The sequence below is a fragment of the Citrobacter pasteurii genome, from assembly GCF_019047765.1.
GTDB classification, from domain to species: domain Bacteria; phylum Pseudomonadota; class Gammaproteobacteria; order Enterobacterales; family Enterobacteriaceae; genus Citrobacter; species Citrobacter pasteurii.
This window is the reverse complement of sequence record NZ_CP077262.1, coordinates 4,242,702-4,267,740: the sequence shown is the minus strand read 5'-3', so window position 1 is coordinate 4,267,740 and position 25,039 is coordinate 4,242,702. Positions and strand designations below refer to the sequence as shown.

Genomic DNA, 25,039 nt, shown 5'->3' with positions numbered 1-25,039 from the left:
TTAGTAGGGGTGCGTATCGCTTGCTATCTCGCCAGTGTTTCGAATATTATGCTGCCGTTATAATAATAATTCTCGTTTACGTTATCATTCACTTTCATCAGAGATATACCAATGGCGCGTCTTAAAACTGCTCAGCCAAACTCCTCACTGCGCAAAATTGCAGTCGTGGTAGCCACAGCGGTTAGCGGCATGTCTGTGTATGCACAGGCGGCGGTTCAACCGAAAGAAGAAACAATCACCGTAACCGCAGCACCTGCCGCACAAGAAAGCGCATGGGGGCCTTCGCCGACGATTGCCGCGAAGCGTTCCGCCACCGCCACCAAGACTGATACGCCTATCGAAAAGACCCCGCAGTCTGTTTCGGTTGTGACGCGTGAAGAGATGCAGATCCATCAGTCTCGTTCCGTAAAGGAAGCACTGGGTTATACCCCGGGCGTTGTGGTCAGTAACCGTGGTGCTTCGAATACCTACGATTTTGTCAGCATCCGTGGTTTTACCTCTGTCGGTTTAAGCCAGAACAACTATCTGGATGGTCTGAAACTACAAGGAAACTTCTATAACGACGCGGTTATCGATCCTTACATGCTGGAGCGTGTTGAGTTGATGCGTGGACCAACTTCCGTGTTGTACGGTAAGAGTAACCCTGGTGGGATTATTTCGATGGTTAGTAAACGTCCAACCACCGAGCCGCTAAAAGAAGTTCAGTTCAAAATGGGAACAGATAATCTGTTCCAGACTGGGTTTGATTTTAGTGACGCATTAGATGATAACGGTGAATTCTCTTACCGTTTAACCGGGCTGGCTCGTTCCAAAAATGAGCAACAGCAGGGTTCTGAATCACAGCGTTATACCGTTGCTCCGTCCTTCTCATGGCGTCCTGACGACAAGACCAACTTTACATTCCTCTCCTATTTCCAGAATGAACCCGAAACGGGTTACTACGGTTGGTTGCCGAAGGAGGGTACGGTTGAACCGCTACCTAACGGCAAGCGTCTGCCGACAGATTTTAATGAAGGTGCTTCAAATAATACTTATTCCCGCAATCAGAAAATGGTGGGATACAGCTTTGAACACGGCTTTAATGACACTTTCACCGTCCGGCAGAATTTACGTTTTGCTGAAATGAAAACGTCGCAGCAGAGCGTGTACGGCACGGGTATCTGTACAACAAATACGTTTAATGCGCCTTGCCAGGCAATTCCGGTCGATCAGCGCGATCACTATCTTGGCCGTGGCACCGTTGTCGATGACGAACGTTTGCAGAACTTCAGTGTTGATACCCAGTTACAGAGCAATTTCGCGACGGGAACGGTGGAGCATACATTGCTGACAGGTATTGACTTCATGCGTATGCGTAATGATATCAATGCTAAATTTGGTACAGCTCCTGTTCTGGATCTTTATAACCCACAGACTCTGGATGATTTTGCTTTCGACTCTACCGAGCCTTATCAGATGAACGAAACCAAACAAACCGGTATCTATATCCAGGATCAGGCGGAATGGGATAAGTGGGTCTTTACGCTGGGTGGTCGTTATGACTGGTCACAGCAAGCAACGACAATTCGCCAGAATTCAACCACGCCGCAAGCGGGTTATATTGAGCGTAACGATCATCAGTTCACATGGCGTGGCGGTGTAAACTACCTGTTTGATAATGGTATTTCTCCGTACGTTAGCTATAGCCAGTCATTTGAACCAAACGCATTCGATCTCTACAGCACTCCACGCATGGCTTTTGCGCCATCTAAGGGTGAACAATATGAAGCAGGTGTAAAATATGTGCCGAAAGATCTGCCGGTGGTGATTACGGCTGCGGCATATCATTTGACGAAGACGAATACGCTGACAACCGATCCGACCAACTCGAATCTGCAAGTTCCGTCAGGCGAAGTACGTTCTCAGGGCTTTGAATTTGAAGCTAAAGCGGCCTTGAATGCCAATATCAATGTTACAGCTTCATATACTTACACTGATGCGGAGTATACCAAGGATACCAATCTCAAAGGGAACAACGTAGAACAAGTTCCTGAACATATGGCATCACTCTGGGGCGATTATACCTTTAACGAAGGCGTTCTGTCGGGACTGACACTGGGAACCGGTGGACGTTTTATCGGTTCTAGCTATGGCGATCCTGCAAACACCTTTAAAGTGGGAAGTGCTGCTGTAATGGATGCGGTTGTTAAATACGATTTAGCGCGTTTTGGTATGGCTGGCTCTAGTGTTGCCGTCAACGTTACCAATCTGCTGGACCGTGAATACGTTTCTAGTTGCTTCCAAACCTATGGCTGCTTCTGGGGCGCGGAACGTCAGGTCGTTGCAACAGCAACCTTCCGTTTCTAATTTCTCTTTGGGCACGCTTTGCGTGCCCGATTTACAAGTTGGCCGCTATGCAGGAAAACAGATCCCATCCCGACACGACGTTTGCGTTGAAGAATGTCTCCTTCCGTGTGCCTGGCCGCACGCTTTTGCATCCTCTCTCGTTAACCTTTCCCGTGGGTAAAGTGACGGGGCTTATCGGCCACAACGGCTCCGGTAAATCCACCTTATTGAAAATGCTGGGGCGCCATCAGCCGCCGTCAGAAGGTGAAATCCTGCTTGATGAGCAGCCGCTGGAGAGCTGGAGCAGCAAAGCGTTTGCCCGTAAGGTTGCCTATTTACCCCAGCAGTTACCGCAGGCCGAAGGGATGACGGTACGTGAGCTGGTAGCGATTGGTCGTTATCCCTGGCATGGCGCGCTGGGACGTTTTGGCGTGGCCGACAGAGAGAAAGTGGAAGAGGCAATTACGCTTGTTGGGCTCAAACCGCTGGCGCATCGCCTGGTGGATAGCTTGTCTGGCGGCGAGCGTCAGCGTGCGTGGATCGCCATGCTGGTAGCACAAGACAGCCGTTGCCTGCTGCTTGACGAACCGACCTCGGCGCTGGATATTGCGCATCAGGTTGACGTGCTGGCGCTGGTGCATCGCTTGAGCCAACAGCGTGGGTTGACGGTGATCGCCGTACTGCATGATATCAATATGGCGGCCCGCTACTGTGATTACCTGGTCGCGCTGCGCGGTGGTGAAATGATTGCACAGGGAACCCCCGCGGAACTGATGCGTAGTGAAACCCTGGAACTGATTTACGGTATCCCGATGGGCATTTTGCCGCATCCGGCCGGTGCCGCACCCGTGAGTTTTGTCTATTAATGATTGGATTACCTCATCTTTCCCGTCGACGGCTGCTAACGGCAATGGCGTTGTCGCCGCTACTGTGGCAAATGAATACAGCCCGTGCGGCGGCGGTTGATCCACAGCGTATAGTGGCGCTGGAATGGCTTCCGGTTGAGCTGCTGCTGGCGTTGGGTGTTGCACCTTACGGCGTCGCGGATGTTCCAAACTACAAACTGTGGGTCAACGAACCCGCGCTGCCGGACTCCGTCATCGATGTCGGATTACGAACTGAACCTAATCTCGAACTGCTGACCGAAATGAAACCCTCATTTATGGTCTGGTCGGCAGGTTACGGTCCTGCACCTGAGAAGCTTGCACGTATTGCGCCGGGTCGTGGCTTTAACTTCAGTGATGGCAAAAAGCCGTTGGCGGTTGCGCGTCAGTCGTTGCAAGAACTGGCGCAGTTGCTGAATCTGCAGACCGCTGCCGAACGTCATCTGGCGCAGTACGAACACGTGATTGCCAGCCTGAAACCGCGCTTTGTTCAGCGAGGCTCGCGGCCATTACTGCTGATAACTTTGCTCGATCCTCGCCATATGCTGGTGTTTGGGCCTAACTGCTTGTTTCAGGAGGTGCTGGATGAGTACGGGATCCGCAACGCCTGGCAGGGTGAAACCAACTTTTGGGGCAGCACCGCGGTAGGGATTGATCGGCTTGCCGCCTACAAAGATGTCGATGTGCTGTGCTTCGATCACGGTAACAACAAGGATATGCAAACGCTGATGTCTACACCGTTGTGGCAGGCGATGCCGTTTGTCCGCAGCGGACGTTTTCAGCGCGTCCCTGCCGTCTGGTTCTATGGCGCCACGCTATCGGCTATGCACTTCGCGCGCATTCTTGATAATGCGCTGGGGGGCAAAGCGTGAGTAAAAGAATTGCACTATTCCCGACCCTGCTGCTGGCGGTTCTGTTTGTGGCTGCCTGCTGGTTGACCTGGTTTAACTTTTCCGCTGCTCTACCGCGTAGCCAGTGGCAACAGGCTATCTGGTCACCGAATATTGATCTCATTGAGCAGATGGTTTTCCACTACAGTCTGCTGCCGAGGCTGGCGATTTCACTACTGGTTGGCGCCGGGCTGGGGCTGGTCGGCGTCTTGTTTCAGCAGGTGCTGCGTAACCCGCTGGCAGAGCCAACCACGCTGGGCGTCGCGACCGGTGCGCAACTTGGCATCACGGTGACTACGCTGTGGGTTATTCCCGGTGCGCTTACCACGCAGTTTGCGGCGCTGGCAGGGGCTTGTATTGTTGGGGCGCTGGTGTTTGGCGTCGCCTGGGGCAAGCGTCTTTCTCCGGTGACGTTAATCCTTGCCGGGCTGGTGGTCAGCCTGTACTGCGGGGCGATTAACCAGTTGATGGTTATCTTCCATCACGATCAACTGCAAAGCATGTTTTTATGGAGCAGCGGCACGCTAACGCAAACCGACTGGAGCGGGGTGCAAAGACTGTGGCCGCAACTGGTGGGGGGCGTGATGTTGACGCTGCTGCTATTACGCCCAATGACGCTGATGGGACTGGATGACGGCGTGGCGCGTAATCTCGGACTGGCGCTGTCATTGTCGCGTCTGGCGGCCTTGTCATTGGCGATTGTTCTCAGCGCCTTGCTGGTTAACGCCGTCGGGATTATCGGCTTTATTGGCCTGTTTGCGCCGCTGCTGGCGAAAATGCTCGGCGCGCGGCGTTTGCTGGCGCGTCTGCTGCTGGCCCCGCTCATTGGCGCGCTGATCCTCTGGCTCTCCGATCAAATTATTTTGTGGCTCACTCGCGTCTGGATGGAAGTCTCCACGGGATCGGTGACGGCGCTGATTGGCGCACCGCTACTGCTGTGGTTGCTGCCGCGTCTGAAGAGCATAAGTACGCCGGATATGAATGCCAGCAACCGTGTCGCCGCTGAGCGCCAGCACGTGCTGATGTTCGCGCTGGCTGGGGGCGCAATATTGTTGCTGACGGTTGTGGTCGCGCTGTCGTTGGGCCGTGATGCACACGGCTGGAACTGGGCCAGTGGCACAATGCTGGATGAACTGATGCCCTGGCGCTGGCCGCGTATCCTGGCTGCACTGGTGGCTGGCGTAATGCTGGCTGTGGCGGGTTGTATTATTCAGCGTTTGACCGGTAATCCGATGGCCAGCCCGGAAGTGTTGGGCATTAGTTCCGGCGCGGCCTTCGGTGTCGTGCTCATGTTGTTTCTGGTCCCCGGCAATGCCTTTGGCTGGCTGTTGCCCGCCGGGAGCCTCGGGGCAGCGGTCACCTTACTTATTATTATGATTGCCGCCGGGCGAGGTGGTTTTTCGCCGCACAGGATGCTGTTGGCGGGGATGGCGCTCAGTACGGCATTTACTATGCTGCTGATGATGCTGCAAGCCAGCGGCGATCCTCGCATGGCGGGCATTCTGACCTGGATGTCCGGCTCGACTTATAACGCCTCCAACGAACAGGTTTTACGTACCGGCATTGTAATGATTATTCTGCTGGCGATAACGCCGTTGTGTCGCCGCTGGCTGACGATTCTACCGTTAGGAGGGGACACTGCACGGGCTGTCGGTATGGCATTAACGCCGTCGCGTGTTGGCTTACTGATGTTGGCTGCGGGTCTGACCGCTACGGCGACCATGACAATCGGTCCGTTGAGCTTTGTCGGGCTGATGGCGCCGCATATTGCACGGATGTTAGGTTTTCGACGTACGATGCCGCATATGGTGATATCCGCGCTGGCGGGGGGCGTGTTGCTGGTGTTTGCCGACTGGTGCGGGCGTATGGTGCTGTTTCCGTATCAGATCCCGGCGGGATTACTGTCGACGTTTATTGGCGCGCCGTATTTTATCTATCTGCTGAGAAAGCAGAGTCGCTGAGGCTGACCCCTTTCATGTAGGCCGGATAAGACGCTTTGCGTCGCCATCCGGCAATAAAAAAGCCGGGTGGCGGCGCTTCGCCTTACCCGGCCTACATTTCTGCCCGTTCTCTTTTTTACAATTTCGCAAACACCCGGCGTGCGGCGTCGATGGTGTTATTGATATCTTCTTCGCTGTGCGCGACAGACATAAAGCCTGCTTCAAAGGCAGACGGCGCCAGGTAAACGCCTTCATCCAGCATCATGTGGAAGAAACGCTTGAAGCGCTCAACATCGCACGCCATCACGTCCTGATAGCAGGTTACGGTTTCTGCGTCAGTGAAGAAAATCCCGAACATCCCGCCGACATGGTTAACCACCAATGGAATATTTGCTTCCTGAGCGGCTTCCAGCAGGCCTTCTGCCAGGCGCGTGGTCAGTTCGTTCAACGTCTCATGAATCCCCGGCTGGGCGACTTCATTCAGACAGGCGAATCCTGCCGCCATCGCAATTGGATTACCGGACAGCGTACCCGCCTGGTAAACCGGCCCGGTTGGGGCCAGGGCATCCATCACATCACGACGGCCGCCAAATGCGCCAACGGGCATGCCGCCACCGATAATTTTACCCAGGCAGGTCAGGTCCGGTACAACGCCGTAATAATCCTGCGCACCAGCCAGTGCGACGCGGAAACCGGTCATCACTTCATCGATGATCAGTAGTGCGCCAAACTCATCACACAGCGCACGCAGGCCCGGCAGGAATTCCGGCAGTGGCGGGATGCAGTTCATGTTGCCGGCAACCGGTTCAACGATAATACAGGCGATTTCCTGCGGATACTGTTCAAATGCCGCACGTACTGAGGCAAGATCGTTATAGGTGCAGGTCAGGGTATGTTTCGCGAAATCTGCCGGAACCCCTGGGGAGTTAGGCTGACCCAGCGTTAACGCGCCGGAACCGGCTTTGACCAGCAGGCAGTCAGCATGGCCGTGGTAGCAACCTTCAAATTTGATGATCTTATCGCGTCTGGTGAAACCACGCGCCAGACGGATCGCGCTCATTGTGGCTTCGGTACCGGAGTTCACCATACGTACCATATCCATGGTTGGCACTAACTCAGTGACCAGCGCCGCCATTTTTACTTCCATTTCGGTCGGCGCGCCGAAGCTTAAACCGCGCTCTGCCGCTTCAATCACGGCATTGCGAATTGCCGGGTGGTTATGACCCAGCACCATCGGCCCCCAGGAGCCGACATAATCGATATAGGCTTTACCATCGACATCATACAGATATGCGCCGTCCGCTTTTTCAATAAACAGCGGAGTACCACCCACGCCAGTAAAGGCACGAACGGGGGAGTTAACGCCGCCGGGGATAAGTTCGCGTGCTGCGCTGTAGAGGTTTTCAGACTTACTCATGGATGGGGTCCTGGTTCGTAGAAAAAGTAAATGCCCGCTATTCTAGTTATTCAGAGAAGGTTATGAAAGTTTTGCGTATTTGAAACAATACGATTTGCAGGGGATTTTCACGAAACGTGCGAGTAGAATGCCGTTTCCGTATTTGTATTACCAATTAATGATTATCTGATGAAAACAGACACCCCTTCTTTTGAAGCACAACAAATTGTGCGTTTACGGCGCAGGGATCAGATCCGTCGACTCCTTGAGCGTGACAAAACGCCGTTGGCGATCCTCTTTATGGCCGCCGTGGTGGGGACAGTGACGGGGTTAGTGGGTGTGGCGTTTGAGAAAGCCGTGACCTGGGTGCAAAATCTGCGTATTGGCACGCTGGCACAGGTTGCTGACCACGCCGTCCTGGTATGGCCTTTGGCGTTTATTCTTTCTGCACTGCTGGCGATGGTGGGGTATTTTCTGGTGCGTAAATTTGCCCCGGAAGCCGGTGGTTCGGGGATACCTGAGATTGAAGGCGCATTGGAAGAGCTCCGCCCAGTGCGCTGGTGGCGTGTGCTGCCGGTAAAATTTATCGGCGGTATGGGAACGCTGGGCGCCGGAATGGTGCTTGGCCGGGAAGGGCCAACGGTGCAAATTGGTGGCAATATCGGGCGCATGGTGCTGGATATTTTCCGCATGCGTAGCGCCGAAGCGCGGCACACCTTACTGGCAACCGGTGCGGCTGCGGGGCTGTCGGCTGCGTTTAATGCGCCTTTGGCCGGCATTCTGTTCATTATTGAAGAGATGCGACCACAGTTTCGTTATAACCTCGTGTCGATCAAAGCCGTATTTACTGGCGTGATTATGTCGAGCATTGTGTTTCGTATTTTCAACGGCGAGGCTCCGATTATTGAGGTCGGGAAACTCTCCAATGCGCCGGTTAATACGCTGTGGTTGTACCTCATCCTTGGGATTATTTTTGGTTGCGTCGGGCCGTTGTTCAATACCATGGTGTTGCGTACCCAGGATATGTTTCAACGCTTTCACGGTGGTGAAATTAAAAAATGGGTGCTGATGGGCGGTGTGATCGGCGGCCTGTGCGGGATCCTCGGTTTGATTCAACCTGAAGCGGCAGGCGGTGGATTTAACCTGATCCCGATTGCCGCTGCGGGCAATTTCAGCGTGGGCCTGCTGCTGTTTATCTTTATCGCCAGGGTCCTCACCACGCTGCTGTGCTTCTCATCCGGCGCGCCTGGTGGGATATTTGCCCCGATGCTGGCGTTAGGCACATTGCTGGGAACTGCATTTGGCATGGCTGCAGCAGCCTCGTTTCCGCAGTATCATCTGGAGGCGGGGACGTTTGCTATTGCCGGGATGGGGGCATTGCTGGCCGCTTCAGTGCGTGCGCCGTTAACGGGCATTGTGCTGGTGCTGGAAATGACGGATAACTATCAGCTCATTTTGCCAATGATTATTACCTGTCTTGGCGCAACACTATTAGCCCAGTTTATGGGTGGAAAACCGCTATACTCGACTATCCTTGCCCGCACACTGGCTAAACAGGAAGCAGAGCAGGCGGCAAAAAGCCAGAGTACCGCCACGGGCGAGAATACTTGAACGAAATACCAGGGTATTAGATAATGGCCTCAACCATTGGGTTATAATTTGCCCAATTGCCAATGTCGTTTGGAGCAAAATATGAGTGATGACGTAGCGCTGCCACTGCAATTTACTGAAGCAGCAGCCAATAAAGTAAAAAGCCTGATCGCAGATGAAGATAACCCAAATCTGAAATTACGCGTGTATATCACCGGCGGTGGTTGCAGCGGTTTCCAGTACGGTTTTACCTTTGATGATCAGGTAAACGATGGTGATATGACCATTGAGAAGCAGGGTGTTGGTCTGGTGGTTGATCCGATGAGCCTGCAGTATCTGGTAGGCGGTGCGGTTGATTACACCGAAGGTCTGGAAGGTTCTCGCTTTGTTGTGACTAACCCGAACGCCAAAAGCACCTGCGGGTGTGGTTCCTCTTTCAGCATCTGATTGCTGTCTGTAATACCGATGGTCTGACGGTGTAGGCCCGGTAAGCGTAGTGCCACCGGGCAATATGCCGGATGGCGGCGTAAACGCCTTATCCGGCCTACATGTTCTGCATCGTCACATCAACGCCCGTTATCATCCAGCGCAAACGTCGGCAATTTCAAATGCCAACGAATGGCGGCAAGCCGAATCAGCAGGGTAACGACCATCCCCATCATACTGGCGTTTTCCAGCGACACATTAAAGGTATAAAACGCGGTGGCGTGGACGATGCCGCCAATGATGCATGCGGTAGCGTAGATTTCGGTACGTAAGATCATCGGCACTTCACGCGCTAACACGTCGCGAATAATTCCGCCGCCGACGCCGGTAATGACCCCCATACAAATTGCCACCAGGGGTCCGGTTCCGGCGAGAAACGCTTTATTCACGCCAATACCCACGAACACCGCCAGGCCGACGGCATCCAGCACCGGAAGGATCCATTTCGGTAAGCGTCTTGGCTGACGCACCAGCACGATCGTCAACATACTGGTGATCATCGCCACTACCAGGTCGGTGGGATCTTTAACCCAGAATACGGGGCCATGATCCAGCGCCATATCTCGGATCGTACCGCCACCGACGGCGGTTACCACGCCCAGGACCAGAACGCCGAAGGGGTCCATACGCAGTTTTCCGGCAAGCAATACGCCAGAGATAGCAAATACCGCGGTACCGACAATATCCAGCCAATAGACGAGCATCTTTACATCCTCACAACAAACCTGGTGGGGGCAGGCGCTAATTTACTTGTGAAAGCGCATTACAGAGTTGTTTTGCGGCGAGGATAATACGCGGGCTCGCGCGTTCAAACCAGTCACTATCAAGAGTAATAACCGGAATTTTTAGCTGATTTCCCCAGTATTGCTCAATTTTAAGAATTTCGCCTGAACCGCCGGTAGCAACAATTGCCTGAGGGGCGCGCGCCAGAACCTGTTCGCGGCTGACCTGCGGCCATGGAACCCGGCTGCCGGAAAAGATGTTTTCTCCACCACATACCTCAAGAACCTGGTTTTGAATGGAACCTTTTCCACTGGTAAACAGAGGATTTGCGCCAAACTGGAGAAACACACGTTTTTTTGGTTTGTTGGCATACTGAGATTTTAGTAAAGCATACTCATCAAGCAAGGTTTGCGCTGCTTGCTTTGCCTGTTCAGGCTTGGGACTCCATGGCGCAAGTTGACGCAATGCCTCAGCGACCTGCTCGATGGTGACGGCATCGACCCAGATGACCTTAATTCCCAGGGCGGTCAGTTGATTAACCTGCCGCTCAGCATTCCCTCCACGCCAGGCAATAACCAAATCGGGTTTGAGCGCCACAATACGTTCCAGATTCATGCCTTGCCAGGTTGAGACCTCTTCAATATTTTTGGCCTCTGGCGGGTAGTTTGAATAGCTGCTGACGCCAACGGGGGTAATACCGGCGGCGAAGGCCAGTTCAGTGTTGGCTGGGGAAAGCGAAATAACGCGCGGCGCGGCGTAAAGCCACGCCGGAAGCATGAAAAGCAGGGCGACCAGCGCCCTGGAGATGTATTTAGCCATGTGCCAGTTTCTGTACCAGCGTTTCAACCATCAGGCTTGACTGTTTCGCAGCAACGACCAGGAACTCGTCAAAGCTGAGATGGGACTGCTGATCGGCGACGTCAGAGATAGCGCGAACGACAACAAACGGCACGTTAAAGTTGTGACACACGTGCGCAATTGCGGTTGCTTCCATCTCAACGGCAATTGCCCGCGGGAAGTTATGCTGAATTTTTGCCAGGCCAACGGAACCGTTAATGAAGGCATCGCCGCTGACGATCAGTCCACGGACCGCGTTCAAATTGAGTTCGGCAATGCAGGATTCCGCCGCCGCAATCAGTGCCGGGTCGGCTTTAAAACCGGCCGGGCAGCCCGGTAACTGGCCAAATTCATAGCCGAATGCGGTGACGTCAGCATCGTGATAGCGCGCTTCGTCAGAAACCACGATATCACCCACTTTCAGCGTAGAAGCCAGGCCACCCGCTGAACCGGTATTGATGATGGCATCTGGCTTGCAGTGTTCAAGCAGCAGCGTTGCGCCCAGCGCCGCAGCCACTTTACCGATGCCTGATTTCAGTAGCGCAACCTCAGTACCGTTCAGTTGGCCGGTGTAAATTTCACAACCGCCAAGAGCGATTGTCTGACGGTTTTCGATTTTGTCACGCAGCAGCGTAACTTCTTCTTCCATTGCACCAATGATGCCGATTTTCATAGATTTACTCGCGATAAGCCAGATTTGAGGGCATAGTCTATCATGCGCTTAAGGGGTAGCGCATTTCTCAGGCGGGAGAGGACATGGCACAGATCGATTTCCGAAAAAAAATAAACTGGCATCGTCGTTACCGTTCGCCGCAGGGCGTGAAATCTGAACATGAGATCCTGCGCATTTTCGAAAGCGACCGTGGACGCATTATCAATTCTCCGGCTATTCGCCGACTGCAGCAAAAAACCCAGGTCTTTCCGTTGGAGCGTAACGCGGCGGTGCGTACGCGCCTGACGCACTCGATGGAAGTTCAGCAGGTAGGACGTTATATCGCCAAAGAGATCCTCAGCCGACTGAAAGAGCAAAAGCTGTTGGAGCAGTACGGCCTGGATGAATTGACCGGTCCCTTTGAAAGCATCGTCGAAATGTCCTGCCTGATGCATGACATCGGCAATCCGCCGTTTGGTCATTTTGGCGAGGCAGCAATTAATGACTGGTTTCGCCAGCGACTCTATCCGGCTGATGCTGAAAGTCAGCCGTTAAGCGACGATCGCTGCCTGGTGTCTGCGTTATGCTTGCGTGAAGGTGAAGAGTCGCTCAATGATATTCGCCGCAAGGTACGTCAGGACCTGTGCCATTTTGAGGGCAATGCGCAGGGCATTCGGCTGGTGCATACCCTGATGCGCATGAACCTGACCTGGTCGCAGGTGGGGGGAATTTTAAAATATACGCGCCCGGCATGGTGGCGTGGAGGTACGCCGGCGACGCATAGCTATTTAATGAAGAAACCAGGATATTACCTTTCCGAGGAACCGTATATTGAGCGGTTACGTAAAGAATTATCCTTAGCACCTTACAGTCGCTTTCCGTTAACCTGGATTATGGAAGCAGCGGACGATATCTCTTATTGTGTGGCTGATCTGGAGGATGCTGTTGAGAAAAGAATCTTCAGCGTCGAGCAGCTTTACCACCATCTGTATGAGGCGTGGGGACATCATGAAAAAGGTTCCCTGTTTAGCCTGGTTGTTGAGAACGCCTGGGAAAAATCTCGCTCAAATACATTAAGCCGCAGTACGGAAGATCAGTTCTTTATGTATTTACGCGTTAACACGCTGAATAAGCTGGTACCGTACGCCGCTCAGCGTTTTATTGATAATGTGCCACAAATTTTTGAGGGGAGTTTTAATCACGCTTTATTAGAAGATGCCAGTAGCTTCAGCCAGTTGCTGGGTGTCTATAAAAATGTGGCGGTAAAACATGTATTTAGCCATCCAGATGTGGAGCAACTGGAATTGCAAGGCTATCGGGTTATCAGTGGGCTTCTGGAAATCTACCAACCACTGTTAAAAATGTCATTATCCGACTTTAGCGGGCTGGTTGAACACGAAAGATTAAAACAGTTTCCTATCGAATCACGATTATTTCAGAAGTTGTCTACCCGCCATCGTCTTGCTTATGTTGAGGCGGTCAGTAAAATATTGCCGGGTAGTGCCGAGTTCCCGGTCATGGAATATTATTACCGCTGTCGTTTAATTCAGGATTATATCAGCGGGATGACTGACTTGTATGCCTGGGATGAATATAGACGGCTGATGGCGGTAGAACAATAAATACTCATTTGTAAAGGCGGACAATAAAATTTTACTTTTTCCTTAAACTTCATTCTGGAACTTAGCGCTATAAAACGACTCTGAGGTATACAGCAATTTTGCGTGACCTGTTAATCGAGAACGAAACACATGAAAAAAACCACATTAGCAATGAGTGCACTGGCTCTGAGTTTAGGTTTGGCGTTGTCCCCCCTGTCTGCAACGGCGGCTGAGACAGCGTCTTCAGCGACAACAGCCCAACAGATGCCAAGCCTGGCCCCGATGCTCGAAAAAGTGATGCCATCGGTGGTGAGTATTAATGTCGAGGGGAGCACGACGGTCAATACGCCGCGTATGCCGCGTAATTTCCAGCAGTTCTTCGGTGATAACTCTCCGTTCTGCCAGGACGGTTCTCCGTTCCAGAGCTCCCCGTTCTGCCAGGGCGGTGCTCCGGGCGCTGACAACGGCGGCGGACAGCAGCAGAAATTTATGGCGCTGGGGTCTGGCGTCATCATTGATGCCGCGAAAGGGTATGTTGTGACCAACAACCATGTGGTCGATAATGCCACGGTGATCAAGGTTCAACTGAGCGATGGGCGTAAGTTTGACGCGAAGATCGTCGGAAAAGATCCGCGCTCTGATATCGCGCTGATCCAAATTCAGGATCCGAAAAACCTGACGGCAATTAAGCTGGCAGATTCTGATGCGCTGCGCGTGGGTGATTACACTGTAGCGATTGGCAACCCGTTTGGCCTCGGTGAAACGGTGACATCAGGTATCGTTTCTGCACTGGGGCGTAGTGGCCTGAATGCCGAAAACTACGAGAACTTTATCCAGACGGATGCGGCGATCAACCGCGGTAACTCTGGTGGTGCGCTGGTTAACCTGAATGGTGAGTTGATCGGGATTAACACCGCGATCCTCGCACCGGATGGTGGCAACATCGGGATCGGTTTTGCTATCCCAAGCAACATGGTGAAAAACCTGACTTCGCAGATGGTTGAGTTCGGTCAGGTTAAACGCGGTGAGCTGGGTATTATGGGGACTGAGCTGAGCTCTGAGCTGGCGAAAGCGATGAAAGTGGATGCCCAGCGCGGGGCATTCGTCAGCCAGGTGATGCCGAACTCTTCTGCAGCGAAAGCCGGTATCAAAGCTGGTGACGTGATTACATCACTGAACGGTAAACCAATCAGCAGCTTCGCAGCCCTGCGTGCGCAGGTTGGCACCATGCCAGTGGGGAGTAAAATTAACCTTGGCCTGCTGCGCGACGGTAAGCCGGTAACGGTGAACCTGGAACTGCAGCAGAGCAGCCAGACTCAGGTTGATTCCAGCTCTATCTTCAAAGGCATTGAAGGTGCGGATATGAGCAACAAAGGCCAGGATAAAGGTGTCGTGGTAAGTGATGTGAAACCGAATTCGCCGGCGGCACAGATTGGCCTGAAGAAAGGGGATGTCATCATCGGTGCTAACCAGCAACCAGTGAAAAACATCGCCGAACTGCGCAAAATTCTCGACAGTAAACCGGCTGTACTGGCGCTGAACATTCAGCGTGGCGACAGCTCCATCTATCTGTTGATGCAGTAATCTCCCTCAACCCCTTCCTGTAAAGGAAGGGGTTCTTTTTGTGATACCTCCCACAACTCCATATTTCTTCCTTCTGCTTTGTGCATTTGCACAATGTCGCCGCTTATTATCTTCCCTATGCTTGAGCTCTGCTCACAGGAGGGGTTTATGGCTGGCTGGCATCTCGATACCAAAATGGCGCAGGATATCGTGGCGCGCACGATGCGCATCATTGATACCAATATCAACGTAATGGATGCCCGTGGGCGGATCATTGGCAGTGGCGATCGCGAACGTATTGGTGAATTGCACGAAGGTGCGCTGCTGGTGCTCTCACAAGGCCGGGTGGTGGACATTGACGATGCAGTGGCAAGGCATTTGCACGGCGTGCGTCAGGGGATAAACCTGCCGTTGCGTCTTGAAGGCGAAATCGTTGGTGTTATCGGGCTTACCGGTGAACCGGAACATCTGCGTAAATACGGCGAGTTGGTGTGTATGACCGCCGAAATGATGCTGGAGCAGTCGCGTTTGATGCATCTGCTCGCTCAGGACAGTCGTCTGCGCGAAGAACTGGTGATGAACCTGATTCAGGCTGAAGAGAACACCCCGGCGCTGGTGGAATGGGCGCAGCGGCTAGGTATAGATCTGAACCAGCCGCGCGTGGTAGCGGTGGTGGAGGTCGACAGCGGTCAGCTTGGTGTAGACAGTGCCATGGCTGAACTACAGCAATTACAAAATGCGTTGACGACACCAGAACGAAATAACCTGATTGCGATTGTTTCACTGACTGAGATGGTGGTTCTGAAACCCGCACTGAATCAGTTTGGCCGCTGGGATGCAGAAGATCATCGCAAGCGTGTTGAACAGCTGATCGCCCGTATGAAAGAGAACGGACAGCTACGCTTTCGCGTATCGCTGGGCAACTATTTTACCGGACCCGGCAGTATTGCCCGTTCGTATCGTACGGCGCGCACCACCATGATGGTCGGTAAGCAACGGATGCCGGAAAGCCGCAGCTATTTTTACCAGGATTTAATGTTGCCAGTGCTGTTAGACAGCTTGCGTGGTGGCTGGCAGGCTAATGAGCTGGCCCGTCCGTTGGTACGACTGAAAGCGATGGATAACAACGGCTTGCTGCGTCGAACATTAGCGGCATGGTTTCGCCACAACGTACAGCCGCTGGCGACCTCAAAGGCGCTATTTATCCATCGCAATACGCTGGAATATCGCCTGAATCGTATTTCAGAACTTACCGGGCTGGATTTGGGGAATTTCGATGACAGACTGCTGCTGTATGTGGCGTTACAGCTGGATGAGCAGCATTGATTCATTGCCTGATGGCGCTACGCTTATCCGGCCTACGAGGACATACCTGTAGGCCGGATAAGGCGTAATACGCTGCCATCCGGCAACAAACTGCTTATTTACGCGTTAGCTTTTCCAGATCGGCTTCAATTTCGCTGATCTTATTGGTCACGACGCTTTCCAGATGACGTAAATCATCGAGGATCTTGCGTTTAAGATCGACTTCACTGCGATCGCGCTGGCAGATCTGATCCAGCTCGTCGATCACATAGCGCAGGTTTGGACTGATCTCCTGCACTTCTTTGTAGCCCTGACCGATGCCATCGGCGACTACTGTTTTACGCTGGCGGGGATATTTGAACTTCACGCTCTTGGCAAAAAACTCGCCTTTATCCTTCTGGAAATAGATTTTCAGGATATCGTTGTTGGCTTCTTGCCGCAGACTGTAACGATCGATCTCTTCAGGATTAGTAATGCCCAGACTTTTCAGATTGTCATACATAGCGGTACCCTTAAGCTCACCATAACCATTGAATAATTAACGAAAAGCCTTGTTTATGCCACTCGCAGATGTAAAAAAAGCGGGCTAAGCCCGCTTTTTCAAATTGCTGTTAGTCGATGGTACGTAACAGTTCGTTGATACCCACTTTGCCACGCGTTTTGGCATCGACTTTCTTCACAATCACCGCGCAGTACAGGCTGTATTTGCCATCTTTCGATGGCAGGTTGCCGGAGACAACCACAGAGCCCGCCGGAACGCGGCCATAATGCACTTCGCCGGTTTCGCGATCGTAAATACGGGTGCTCTGACCGATATACACGCCCATCGAGATAACAGAGCCTTCCTCGACAATCACGCCTTCCACAACTTCAGAACGTGCGCCGATGAAGCAGTTATCTTCGATGATGGTCGGGTTTGCCTGTAATGGCTCCAGTACGCCACCGATGCCGACGCCGCCGGACAGGTGAACATTCTTACCGATTTGCGCACAAGAACCTACGGTCGCCCAGGTATCAACCATCGTACCTTCATCGACATACGCACCAATGTTAACGTAAGACGGCATCAGCACGGTGTTACGCGCGATAAATGCGCCCTGACGCACGGCCGCAGGCGGAACCACGCGGAAGCCTTCTTTCTGGAAGCGTGCTTCATCGTAGTCGGCGAATTTCATCGGCACTTTATCGAAGTAGCGGCTTTCCGCACCCTCGATAACCTGATTATCGTTAATACGGAAAGAGAGCAGGACCGCTTTTTTCAGCCACTGATGGGTGATCCACTGGCCGTCAATCTTTTCTGCGACACGCAGTGCACCGGAATCCAGTAAAGAAATAACCTGATTAACCGCTTCACGGGTTACGGTATCCACATTTGCCGGAGTAATGTCGGCACGACGCTCAAAAGCGGACTCAATAACGTTCTGTAACTGCTGCATTGTTAAACTCTTTCCATAATAAATAAAAACATTACCCTTTATCGTTTGGATTGAGGGCCTCTGTCAACCGTTGATGTACTTCCTGCTGCAGCTCATTATTAAGAGCACGCCGGTCGGCGGTGGCGATTATGAATAAATCTTCTACTCGCTCGCCAATAGTTGTAATTCGGGCGCCATGCAGCGAAATTCCCAGATCGGCAAAAATCTGCCCGACCCGCGCCAGCAGTCCAGGCTGGTCGAGGGCGATAAGCTCAAGGAATGATTTTCGGTCGGTATGGGTCGGCAGGAAAGTGACCTCGGTATCGACGGTAAAGTGGCGCAATTTTGCCGGTTGGCGACGTGGTTGCGGCGGCTGCCAGCTCCGCTGCGTGATCGCCTGTTCCAGTCCAAAACGGATCGCTTCGTGTCGGTCTGACGACAGCGGACTGCCGTCCGGCTCCAGAACGATGAACGTATCCATCGCCATGCCATCACGGGTGGTGAAAATCTGTGCATCGTGAACGCTAAGATTACGCCTGTCCAGTTCGGCGCAGACGGCGGCGAACAGGTAAGGACGGTCCGGGCTCCAGATGAAAATCTCCGTTCCGCCGCGCGTGGCCTGCGGGCTGAGTAAAATTAGCGGTTTACTGAGATCGTGTTGCAGCAGATGACGCGCATGCCAGGCCAGTTGATTTGGGCTGTGGCGCACGAAATAGTTGGCGCGGCAGCGTGACCAGATATGGTGCAGCGCTTCTTCGTCAATGTTGTCCATTCGCAGTAGCGCCAGCGCCTGAAGCTGATGATGGCGCACGCGTTCGCGCATATCCGGCGTGTTTTGCATCCCACGACGTAGCTGTTTTTCCGTCGCAAAGTACAGCTCGCGCAGCAGACTTTGCTTCCAGCTATTCCACAGCGTTTCGTTAGTCGCGCAAATATCCGCGACGGTCAGGCACACTAAAAAGCGCAGACGATGTTCCGTTTGCACTTCTTCAGCGAATTGCTTAATCACCTCCGGATCCTGAATATCACGGCGCTGAGCGGTCACCGACATCAGCAGATGCTGGCGCACCAGCCACATGACCAGATTCGTTTCGCGGGAGTTGAGTCCGTGTAATTCGGCGAACTTGAGTACGTCCTGAGCCCCCAGAATAGAGTGATCGCCGCCACGTCCTTTGGCGATATCGTGGAACAGCGCCGCAATCAGAATGAGTTCCGGTTGACGCAAGCGCGGCCACAGATCCACACACAGCGGATGGCGCTGGCGAGTCTCTTCCCTGGCAAAACTTTCCAGTTTCAGCATTACGCGGATAGTGTGCTCATCCACGGTATAAGCATGAAACAGATCAAACTGCATTTGACCGACAATATGTGACCACTGCGGCATATAGGCCCATAACACGCTATGGCGATGCATTGGCAACAGGCCGCGACTCACTGCGCCCGGATGGCGCAACATGCTGAGAAATAGCGAGCGCGCTTCCGGAATGTAGCACAGCGGTTGAGTTAAATGACGGCGGGCATGACGCAAATGACGCAGTGTGGTGGAGTAAATTCCGGTGATCGCGCTATTGCGTACCATGATGTAAAACATCCGCAAAATGGCCTCGGGCTCGCGGATAAACAGGTCGTCATTGCGCAGGTCAATCAATGTGCCACGCAGTTGAAAGTCGTCATCAATTGGGCGCGGTTTTTCATCAGCCGGCATGGCGAGGATCGCCTCGTCAAACAGCTGGAGCAGCATATGGTTCAGTTCACTCACTCGTCGCGTGACCCGGAAATAGTCTTTCATCATCCGCTCGATCGGCTCATTGCCTTCACCGCCATAATTGAGGCGTTGAGCCACGCTGAGCTGCCGATCAAACAGCAGACGATTATCGTAACGGTTCACGATCAGATGCAATGCGAAGCGGATCCGCCACAGAATATGCAAACATTCATTCAATTCGGCGCGTTCTGCCAGCGTCAGGAAGCCGAAGCCGACCATCTCATCCAGCGACGTGGCACCAAAATGACGGCGGGCGACCCATTGCAGAGTATGAATATCGCGCAGGCCGCCGGGACTGCTTTTGATATCCGGCTCCAGGTTGTAGCTGGTGCCGTGATAGCGCTGGTGGCGTTGATTCTGTTCTTCTACTTTGGCAGCATAAAATTTATCGGACGGCCAGAAACCTTCGCTAAAAATATGCTTTTGTAGCTCCAGAAACAGCGCGACATCGCCAATCAGCAGACGTGTTTCTATCAGGTTTGTGGCGACGGTTAAATCTGACAATCCTTCCAGCAGACACTCTTCCAGCGTCCGCACGCTGTGTCCTACCTCCAGCCGCACATCCCACAATAGCGTTAATAACTCGCCGACTTTCTCCGCCTGCGCGTCAGGCAGTTTTTTACGACTCAGGATCAGCAGGTCAATATCGGAAAGGGGATGCAGTTCACCACGCCCGTAGCCGCCAACGGCAACCAGCGCCAGATCGGCAATCTGACCGAAACCGGCTTCAATCCACAGGCGCTGCAGCAACTGGTCAATAAATTCGGTGCGGGCTTCGATTAACTGTTCAGCGGAAATTCCGCTGTCAAAAGCTTCCCCCAGCCAGTGCTGGAAATTATCGATATGGGCTTTAACGCCGGTACAGTTGAGGTCGTGCTGTGGCCATGTCCCTGGGTTTTGCGGTTGGCCAGGCAGGGTGGGGAGGGCAGTATTTGCGTGCTGTTCAGGAAGAGTATTCATTATGCGCCACCCATTAAAAAGCCGGATGGCAGCGCGAGCGCCTTATCCGGCCTACGAAGTAGTGCAATTTGTAGGCCTGATAAGATGCAGGGGCATCGCCATCAGGCAAAACATTATTCGCCGTGTGTGATGATCGCCGGGATGGTGTCATCCTTGCGTAACGTCAGAATTTCACAGCCGTTTTCCGTTACCACAATAGTATGCTCGTACTGAGCAGACAAGCTGCGGTCTTTGGTTTTCACCGTCCAGCCGTCCTTCATGGTGCGGATACGGTAATCGCCGGCGTTCAGCATCGGTTCTACGGTGAAGGTCATGCCCGGCTGCAGTACCACACCGCCGTCGTCCGCATCGTAGTGCAGAACCTGAGGTTCTTCATGGAAGCCGCGACCGATACCGTGGCCGCAGTATTCACGAACCACAGAAAAGCCTTCGCCTTCTGCGTATTTCTGAATTGCAGCTCCCAGGGTACGCAGGCGAATACCCGGTTTTACCATCCGCAGCGCCAGATACAGGCTTTCCTGCGTGACGCGGCACAGACGCTCGCCAAGAATGGTTGGTTTCCCGACGATGAACATTTTCGACGTGTCGCCATGGTACTCGTCTTTAATTACGGTGACGTCGATGTTGACGATGTCGCCGTCTTTCAGGTGCTTAGCGTCATCCGGGATCCCGTGGCACACCACTTCATTAATAGAGATGCACACGGATTTCGGATAACCGTGATAACCCAGGCACGCGGAAATCGCCTGCTGTTCATTCACGATGTAGTCGTTACAGATGCGATCCAGCTCGCCGGTGCTGACGCCCGGTTTAACAAACGGTGCGATCATTTCCAGTACATCGGCGGCCAGACGGCCAGCGACGCGCATTTTTTCGATTTCTTCAGGAGTCTTAATTGAGATAGCCATGAATTCTGTCCATCAGTGCCGATTATTTCGACAATAATTGTGTAAGTGTCGTCAATGGTATCAGTCTGGGGTATACCCTGCCAAATTGAGAATCATTCTGAACTTCGCCTTTCGTGCCACAGGTGCGTTGGCTGTATTTTTTCACTCCAGTCACTTACTACATGTAAGCTCCTGGAGATTCAAAAATTTGCCGCCTTCCTGTAACACGAAATTCATCGTTCATTCAGCACACAGTACCAACAATTATTGGTGTCGACGGCTTATTTGTGGTATAAAGCGCGCCGGACTTCCGTTCTATTCGCAGACTACACACGATGGACGGGAGCGACAAATCTCACTTTGTGTAACAACACACACGTATCGACACATATTCCGGGGTGCCCTTAAGGGTCGGTAATATGGGATGCGTGGAGGCTTAACCCCAACTTTATATATAGAGGTTTTTATCATGGCAACTGTTTCCATGCGCGACATGCTCAAGGCTGGTGTTCACTTCGGTCACCAGACCCGTTACTGGAACCCGAAAATGAAGCCGTTCATCTTCGGTGCGCGTAACAAAGTTCACATCATCAACCTTGAGAAAACTGTACCGATGTTCAACGAAGCTCTGGCTGAACTGAACAAGATCTCTGCTCGTAAAGGTAAAATCCTTTTCGTTGGTACTAAACGCGCTGCAAGCGAAGCGGTGAAAGACGCTGCTAACAGCTGCGATCAGTTCTTCGTGAACCATCGCTGGTTGGGCGGTATGCTGACTAACTGGAAAACCGTTCGTCAGTCCATCAAACGTCTGAAAGATCTGGAAACTCAGTCTCAGGACGGTACTTTCGAAAAGCTGACCAAGAAAGAAGCGCTGATGCGCACCCGTGAGCTTGAGAAACTGGAAAACAGCCTGGGCGGTATCAAAGACATGGGCGGCCTGCCGGACGCTCTGTTCGTAATCGATGCTGACCACGAGCACATTGCTATCAAAGAAGCAAACAACCTGGGTATCCCGGTATTTGCTATCGTTGATACCAACTCTGATCCGGACGGTGTTGACTTCGTTATCCCGGGTAACGACGACGCAATCCGTGCTGTGACCCTGTACCTGGGCGCTGTAGCTACTACCGTTCGTGAAGGCCGTTCTCAGGATCTGGCTTCCCAGGCGGAAGAAAGCTTCGTAGAAGCTGAATAATAAGGCACGCTCGTTAGAGCCCTTATAGACCAGGTAGTATCATGTTTGGTTAGGGGCCCTTCAGGCCCCTTTTTCACTTTTAAATCTGTGCGGTTTCATGCCGGGCAGATCAAATCTTCCGAGGATTTTAGAATGGCTGAAATTACCGCATCCCTGGTAAAAGAGCTGCGTGAGCGTACTGGCGCAGGCATGATGGATTGCAAAAAAGCACTGACTGAAGCTAATGGCGACATCGAGCTGGCAATCGAAAACATGCGTAAGTCCGGTGCTATCAAAGCAGCGAAAAAAGCAGGCAACGTTGCTGCTGACGGCGTAATCAAAACCAAAATCGACGGCAATATCGCTTTCATTCTGGAAGTTAACTGCCAGACTGACTTCGTTGCTAAAGATGCTGGTTTCCAGGCATTTGCTGACAAAGTACTGGACGCTGCCGTTGCTGGCAAAATCACTGATGTTGAAGTTCTGAAAGCACAGTTTGAAGAAGAACGTGTTGCTCTGGTTGCTAAAATCGGTGAGAACATCAACATCCGTCGCGTTGCTTCCCTGGAAGGCGAAGTACTGGGTAGCTACCAGCACGGTGCGCGTATCGGTGTTCTGGTTGCTGCAACTGGCGCTGATGAAGAACTGGTTAAACAGCTGGCAATGCACATTGCTGCAAGCAAACCAGAATTCGTTAAGCCGGAAGACGTTTCTGCTGAAGTAGTAGAAAAAGAATACCAGGTTCAGCTGGACATCGCGATGCAGTCTGGTAAGCCGAAAGAAATCGCAGAGAAAATGGTTGAAGGCCGCATGAAGAAATTCACCGGCGAAGTTTCTCTGACTGGTCAGCCTTTCGTTATGGAACCGAGCAAATCTGTTGCTCAGCTGCTGAAAGAGCACAACGCTGACGTAACTGGTTTCATCCGCTTCGAAGTGGGTGAAGGCATCGAGAAAGTTGAGACTGACTTTGCAGCAGAAGTTGCTGCGATGTCCAAGCAGTCTTAATTTTAAAAGGAGCCGCCTGAGGGCGGCTTCTTTTTGCGCCCGACTTGTAAATTCAGCTAAGCGCTATAGTGGCAGGGCTGAAAAGCGACATACAATGTTGCTGGAATTAACTCATCTCATTCGTTGACAGTCTCAGGAAAGAAACATGGCTACCAATGCAAAACCCGTCTACAAACGTATTCTGCTTAAGTTAAGTGGCGAAGCTCTGCAAGGTTCAGAAGGCTTCGGTATTGATGCAAGCATACTTGACCGTATGGCTCAGGAAATCAAAGAGCTGGTCGAGCTGGGAATCCAGGTTGGCGTAGTGATCGGTGGTGGTAACCTGTTCCGTGGTGCTGGTCTGGCGAAAGCAGGGATGAACCGCGTCGTGGGCGACCACATGGGCATGTTAGCCACCGTAATGAACGGTCTGGCGATGCGCGATGCGCTTCACCGCGCCTATGTGAACGCTCGCCTGATGTCCGCAATTCCTCTGAACGGCGTGTGTGATAACTACAGCTGGGCAGAAGCAATTAGCCTGCTGCGCAACAACCGCGTGGTTATTTTGTCTGCGGGTACCGGCAACCCATTCTTTACCACCGATTCTGCAGCCTGCCTGCGTGGTATTGAAATCGAAGCGGATGTGGTTCTGAAAGCCACTAAAGTTGATGGTGTGTTTACCGCCGATCCGGCTAAAGATCCAACAGCAACCATGTACGAACAGTTGACCTATGCTGAAGTTCTGGATAAAGAGCTGAAAGTGATGGATCTGGCTGCGTTCACGCTGGCTCGTGACCACAAATTACCGATTCGTGTCTTTAACATGAACAAACCGGGTGCGCTGCGCCGCGTTGTGATGGGTGAAAAAGAAGGCACGTTAATCACGGAATAATTCCCGTTGCGGCTAAATGCAGGTAATATTCCGCTTTAATGTCGCGGGATACGTCCCTCAAAATTAATCAAGACTATACTTGTCACATCTTGCGTGGTGGGTATGGTCTGACTGAAACAAGCTTTCAAGGATTCGTAACGTGATCAACGATATCAGAAAAGATGCTGAAGTACGCATGGACAAATGCGTCGAAGCATTCAAAAATCAAATCAGCAAAATTCGCACCGGTCGTGCTTCTCCCAGCCTGCTGGATGGCATTATCGTAGAATATTACGGCACGCCGACTCCGCTGCGCCAGCTGGCAAGCGTAACGGTTGAAGATTCCCGTACCCTGAAAATCAACGTGTTTGACCGTTCTATGGGACCAGCCGTTGAGAAAGCGATTATGGCTTCCGACCTCGGTTTGAACCCAAGCTCAGCGGGTTCTGACATCCGCGTACCACTGCCACCGCTGACCGAAGAGCGTCGTAAAGATCTGACCAAGATCGTACGTGGTGAAGCTGAAGGCGCGCGTGTTGCGGTGCGTAACGTACGCCGTGATGCCAACGACAAAGTGAAAGCGCTGCTGAAAGATAAAGAGATCAGCGAAGATGACGATCGCCGTTCTCAGGACGACGTACAGAAACTGACCGATGCTGCAATCAAGAAAGTTGATGCGGCGCTGGCAGAGAAAGAAGCGGAACTGATGCAGTTCTGATTCGCCTGTACGCTAAAAACGCCGCTTAGAAGGCCTGAGAAGGCTGGATGGCGGCGTTTTGCTTTTTTATCCT

21 protein-coding genes and 1 pseudogene are annotated in these 25,039 nt (G+C 52.6%); 14 read left to right on the top strand and 8 right to left on the bottom strand.

Annotated features, from left to right (window positions below):
• The first annotated feature begins 111 nt into the window (after positions 1-111).
• Genes fhuA through fhuB form a run of 4 tightly spaced genes read left to right on the top strand, consistent with a single transcriptional unit; the run spans position 112 to position 6,060 of the window.
• On the top strand, positions 112-2,346 hold the full coding sequence (gene fhuA / locus I6L54_RS20685) for a ferrichrome porin FhuA (RefSeq protein WP_005120618.1): 2,235 nt from the start codon (positions 112-114) through the stop codon (positions 2,344-2,346).
• Positions 2,347-2,393: 47 nt separating this feature from the next.
• Positions 2,394-3,191, top strand: a complete 798-nt coding sequence (fhuC, locus tag I6L54_RS20680; protein ID WP_040230016.1) for a Fe3+-hydroxamate ABC transporter ATP-binding protein FhuC — start codon at positions 2,394-2,396, stop codon at positions 3,189-3,191.
• Complete coding sequence (gene fhuD / locus I6L54_RS20675; RefSeq protein ID WP_040230018.1) at positions 3,191-4,081, top strand: Fe(3+)-hydroxamate ABC transporter substrate-binding protein FhuD; 891 nt, start codon at positions 3,191-3,193, stop codon at positions 4,079-4,081. Before fhuC ends, fhuD begins: the two co-directional genes overlap by 1 nt.
• The gene (gene fhuB / locus I6L54_RS20670) at positions 4,078-6,060 is read left to right on the top strand and encodes a Fe(3+)-hydroxamate ABC transporter permease FhuB (protein ID WP_040230020.1); all 1,983 of its coding nucleotides are present in this window, start codon (positions 4,078-4,080) and stop codon (positions 6,058-6,060) included. The genes fhuD and fhuB overlap by 4 nt, the downstream gene beginning before the upstream one ends.
• 115 nt (positions 6,061-6,175) lie before the next feature.
• Here the strand turns inward: fhuB and hemL are convergent, their stop codons facing one another.
• A complete protein-coding gene (gene hemL / locus I6L54_RS20665; protein ID WP_040230021.1) occupies positions 6,176-7,456 on the bottom strand; it encodes a glutamate-1-semialdehyde 2,1-aminomutase in 1,281 nt (426 codons plus the stop codon).
• A 168-nt stretch (positions 7,457-7,624) separates the two neighbouring features.
• Between hemL and clcA the strand changes: the two genes are divergently transcribed.
• From clcA to erpA, 3 genes and pseudogenes are all read left to right on the top strand, one after another.
• A complete protein-coding gene (gene clcA / locus I6L54_RS20660; RefSeq protein WP_040230022.1) occupies positions 7,625-9,046 on the top strand; it encodes a H(+)/Cl(-) exchange transporter ClcA in 1,422 nt (473 codons plus the stop codon).
• A gap of 23 nt (positions 9,047-9,069) precedes the next feature.
• Positions 9,070-9,135: pseudogene (gene yadW, locus I6L54_RS20655) on the top strand (small protein YadW).
• The gene (erpA, locus tag I6L54_RS20650; RefSeq protein ID WP_003018581.1) at positions 9,128-9,472 is read left to right on the top strand and encodes an iron-sulfur cluster insertion protein ErpA; all 345 of its coding nucleotides are present in this window, start codon (positions 9,128-9,130) and stop codon (positions 9,470-9,472) included. Before yadW ends, erpA begins: the two are co-directional and overlap by 8 nt.
• A gap of 119 nt (positions 9,473-9,591) precedes the next feature.
• On the opposite strand, the gene I6L54_RS20645 is transcribed toward erpA, so the two are convergent.
• From I6L54_RS20645 to mtnN, 3 genes are read right to left on the bottom strand one after another with little or no spacing between them, the layout of a single operon-like run.
• A complete protein-coding gene (locus I6L54_RS20645) occupies positions 9,592-10,215 on the bottom strand; it encodes a TRIC cation channel family protein (protein WP_005132135.1) in 624 nt (207 codons plus the stop codon).
• A 37-nt stretch (positions 10,216-10,252) separates the two neighbouring features.
• Positions 10,253-11,053, bottom strand: a complete 801-nt coding sequence (gene btuF, locus I6L54_RS20640; RefSeq protein WP_005132134.1) for a vitamin B12 ABC transporter substrate-binding protein BtuF — start codon at positions 11,051-11,053, stop codon at positions 10,253-10,255.
• A complete protein-coding gene (mtnN, locus tag I6L54_RS20635; protein WP_040230026.1) occupies positions 11,046-11,744 on the bottom strand; it encodes a 5'-methylthioadenosine/S-adenosylhomocysteine nucleosidase in 699 nt (232 codons plus the stop codon). The genes btuF and mtnN overlap by 8 nt, the downstream gene beginning before the upstream one ends.
• An 83-nt stretch (positions 11,745-11,827) precedes the next feature.
• Here mtnN and dgt point away from each other — a divergent pair, with 83 nt between their 5' ends.
• The 3 genes from dgt (at position 11,828) to cdaR (ending at position 16,213) form a co-directional block, all read left to right on the top strand.
• Positions 11,828-13,345 carry a dGTPase gene (gene dgt, locus I6L54_RS20630; RefSeq protein ID WP_040230028.1) on the top strand — a complete coding sequence of 506 codons (1,518 nt, stop codon included), beginning with the start codon at positions 11,828-11,830 and terminating at the stop codon, positions 13,343-13,345.
• A gap of 129 nt (positions 13,346-13,474) precedes the next feature.
• Positions 13,475-14,908 carry a serine endoprotease DegP gene (gene degP / locus I6L54_RS20625; protein WP_005132129.1) on the top strand — a complete coding sequence of 478 codons (1,434 nt, stop codon included), beginning with the start codon at positions 13,475-13,477 and terminating at the stop codon, positions 14,906-14,908.
• 147 nt (positions 14,909-15,055) lie between these two features.
• A complete protein-coding gene (gene cdaR, locus I6L54_RS20620; RefSeq protein ID WP_005132128.1) occupies positions 15,056-16,213 on the top strand; it encodes a DNA-binding transcriptional regulator CdaR in 1,158 nt (385 codons plus the stop codon).
• Between the two features lie 94 nt (positions 16,214-16,307).
• Here cdaR and I6L54_RS20615 read toward each other — a convergent pair whose 3' ends face one another.
• From I6L54_RS20615 to map, 4 genes are all read right to left on the bottom strand, one after another.
• Positions 16,308-16,694 carry a DUF3461 family protein gene (locus I6L54_RS20615; RefSeq protein ID WP_005132126.1) on the bottom strand — a complete coding sequence of 129 codons (387 nt, stop codon included), beginning with the start codon at positions 16,692-16,694 and terminating at the stop codon, positions 16,308-16,310.
• A gap of 109 nt (positions 16,695-16,803) precedes the next feature.
• The gene (dapD, locus tag I6L54_RS20610; protein WP_005132123.1) at positions 16,804-17,628 is read right to left on the bottom strand and encodes a 2,3,4,5-tetrahydropyridine-2,6-dicarboxylate N-succinyltransferase; all 825 of its coding nucleotides are present in this window, start codon (positions 17,626-17,628) and stop codon (positions 16,804-16,806) included.
• Between the two features lie 31 nt (positions 17,629-17,659).
• Positions 17,660-20,332 carry a bifunctional uridylyltransferase/uridylyl-removing protein GlnD gene (gene glnD / locus I6L54_RS20605; RefSeq protein WP_005132121.1) on the bottom strand — a complete coding sequence of 891 codons (2,673 nt, stop codon included), beginning with the start codon at positions 20,330-20,332 and terminating at the stop codon, positions 17,660-17,662.
• 113 nt (positions 20,333-20,445) lie between these two features.
• The gene (gene map, locus I6L54_RS20600; RefSeq protein ID WP_005132119.1) at positions 20,446-21,240 is read right to left on the bottom strand and encodes a type I methionyl aminopeptidase; all 795 of its coding nucleotides are present in this window, start codon (positions 21,238-21,240) and stop codon (positions 20,446-20,448) included.
• Between the two features lie 448 nt (positions 21,241-21,688).
• Between map and rpsB the strand changes: the two genes are divergently transcribed.
• The 4 genes from rpsB to frr all read left to right on the top strand — a co-directional run bounded on the left by rpsB (position 21,689) and on the right by frr (position 24,966).
• Entirely contained in the window at positions 21,689-22,414 is a 726-nt protein-coding gene (gene rpsB / locus I6L54_RS20595) for a 30S ribosomal protein S2 (RefSeq protein WP_005132117.1), read from the top strand.
• A gap of 132 nt (positions 22,415-22,546) precedes the next feature.
• Positions 22,547-23,398, top strand: a complete 852-nt coding sequence (gene tsf, locus I6L54_RS20590) for a translation elongation factor Ts (protein ID WP_005132116.1) — start codon at positions 22,547-22,549, stop codon at positions 23,396-23,398.
• Between the two features lie 145 nt (positions 23,399-23,543).
• Positions 23,544-24,269 carry a UMP kinase gene (gene pyrH, locus I6L54_RS20585; protein WP_005132114.1) on the top strand — a complete coding sequence of 242 codons (726 nt, stop codon included), beginning with the start codon at positions 23,544-23,546 and terminating at the stop codon, positions 24,267-24,269.
• 139 nt (positions 24,270-24,408) lie between these two features.
• Complete coding sequence (gene frr / locus I6L54_RS20580; protein ID WP_005132113.1) at positions 24,409-24,966, top strand: ribosome recycling factor; 558 nt, start codon at positions 24,409-24,411, stop codon at positions 24,964-24,966.
• Positions 24,967-25,039 lie beyond the last annotated feature (73 nt).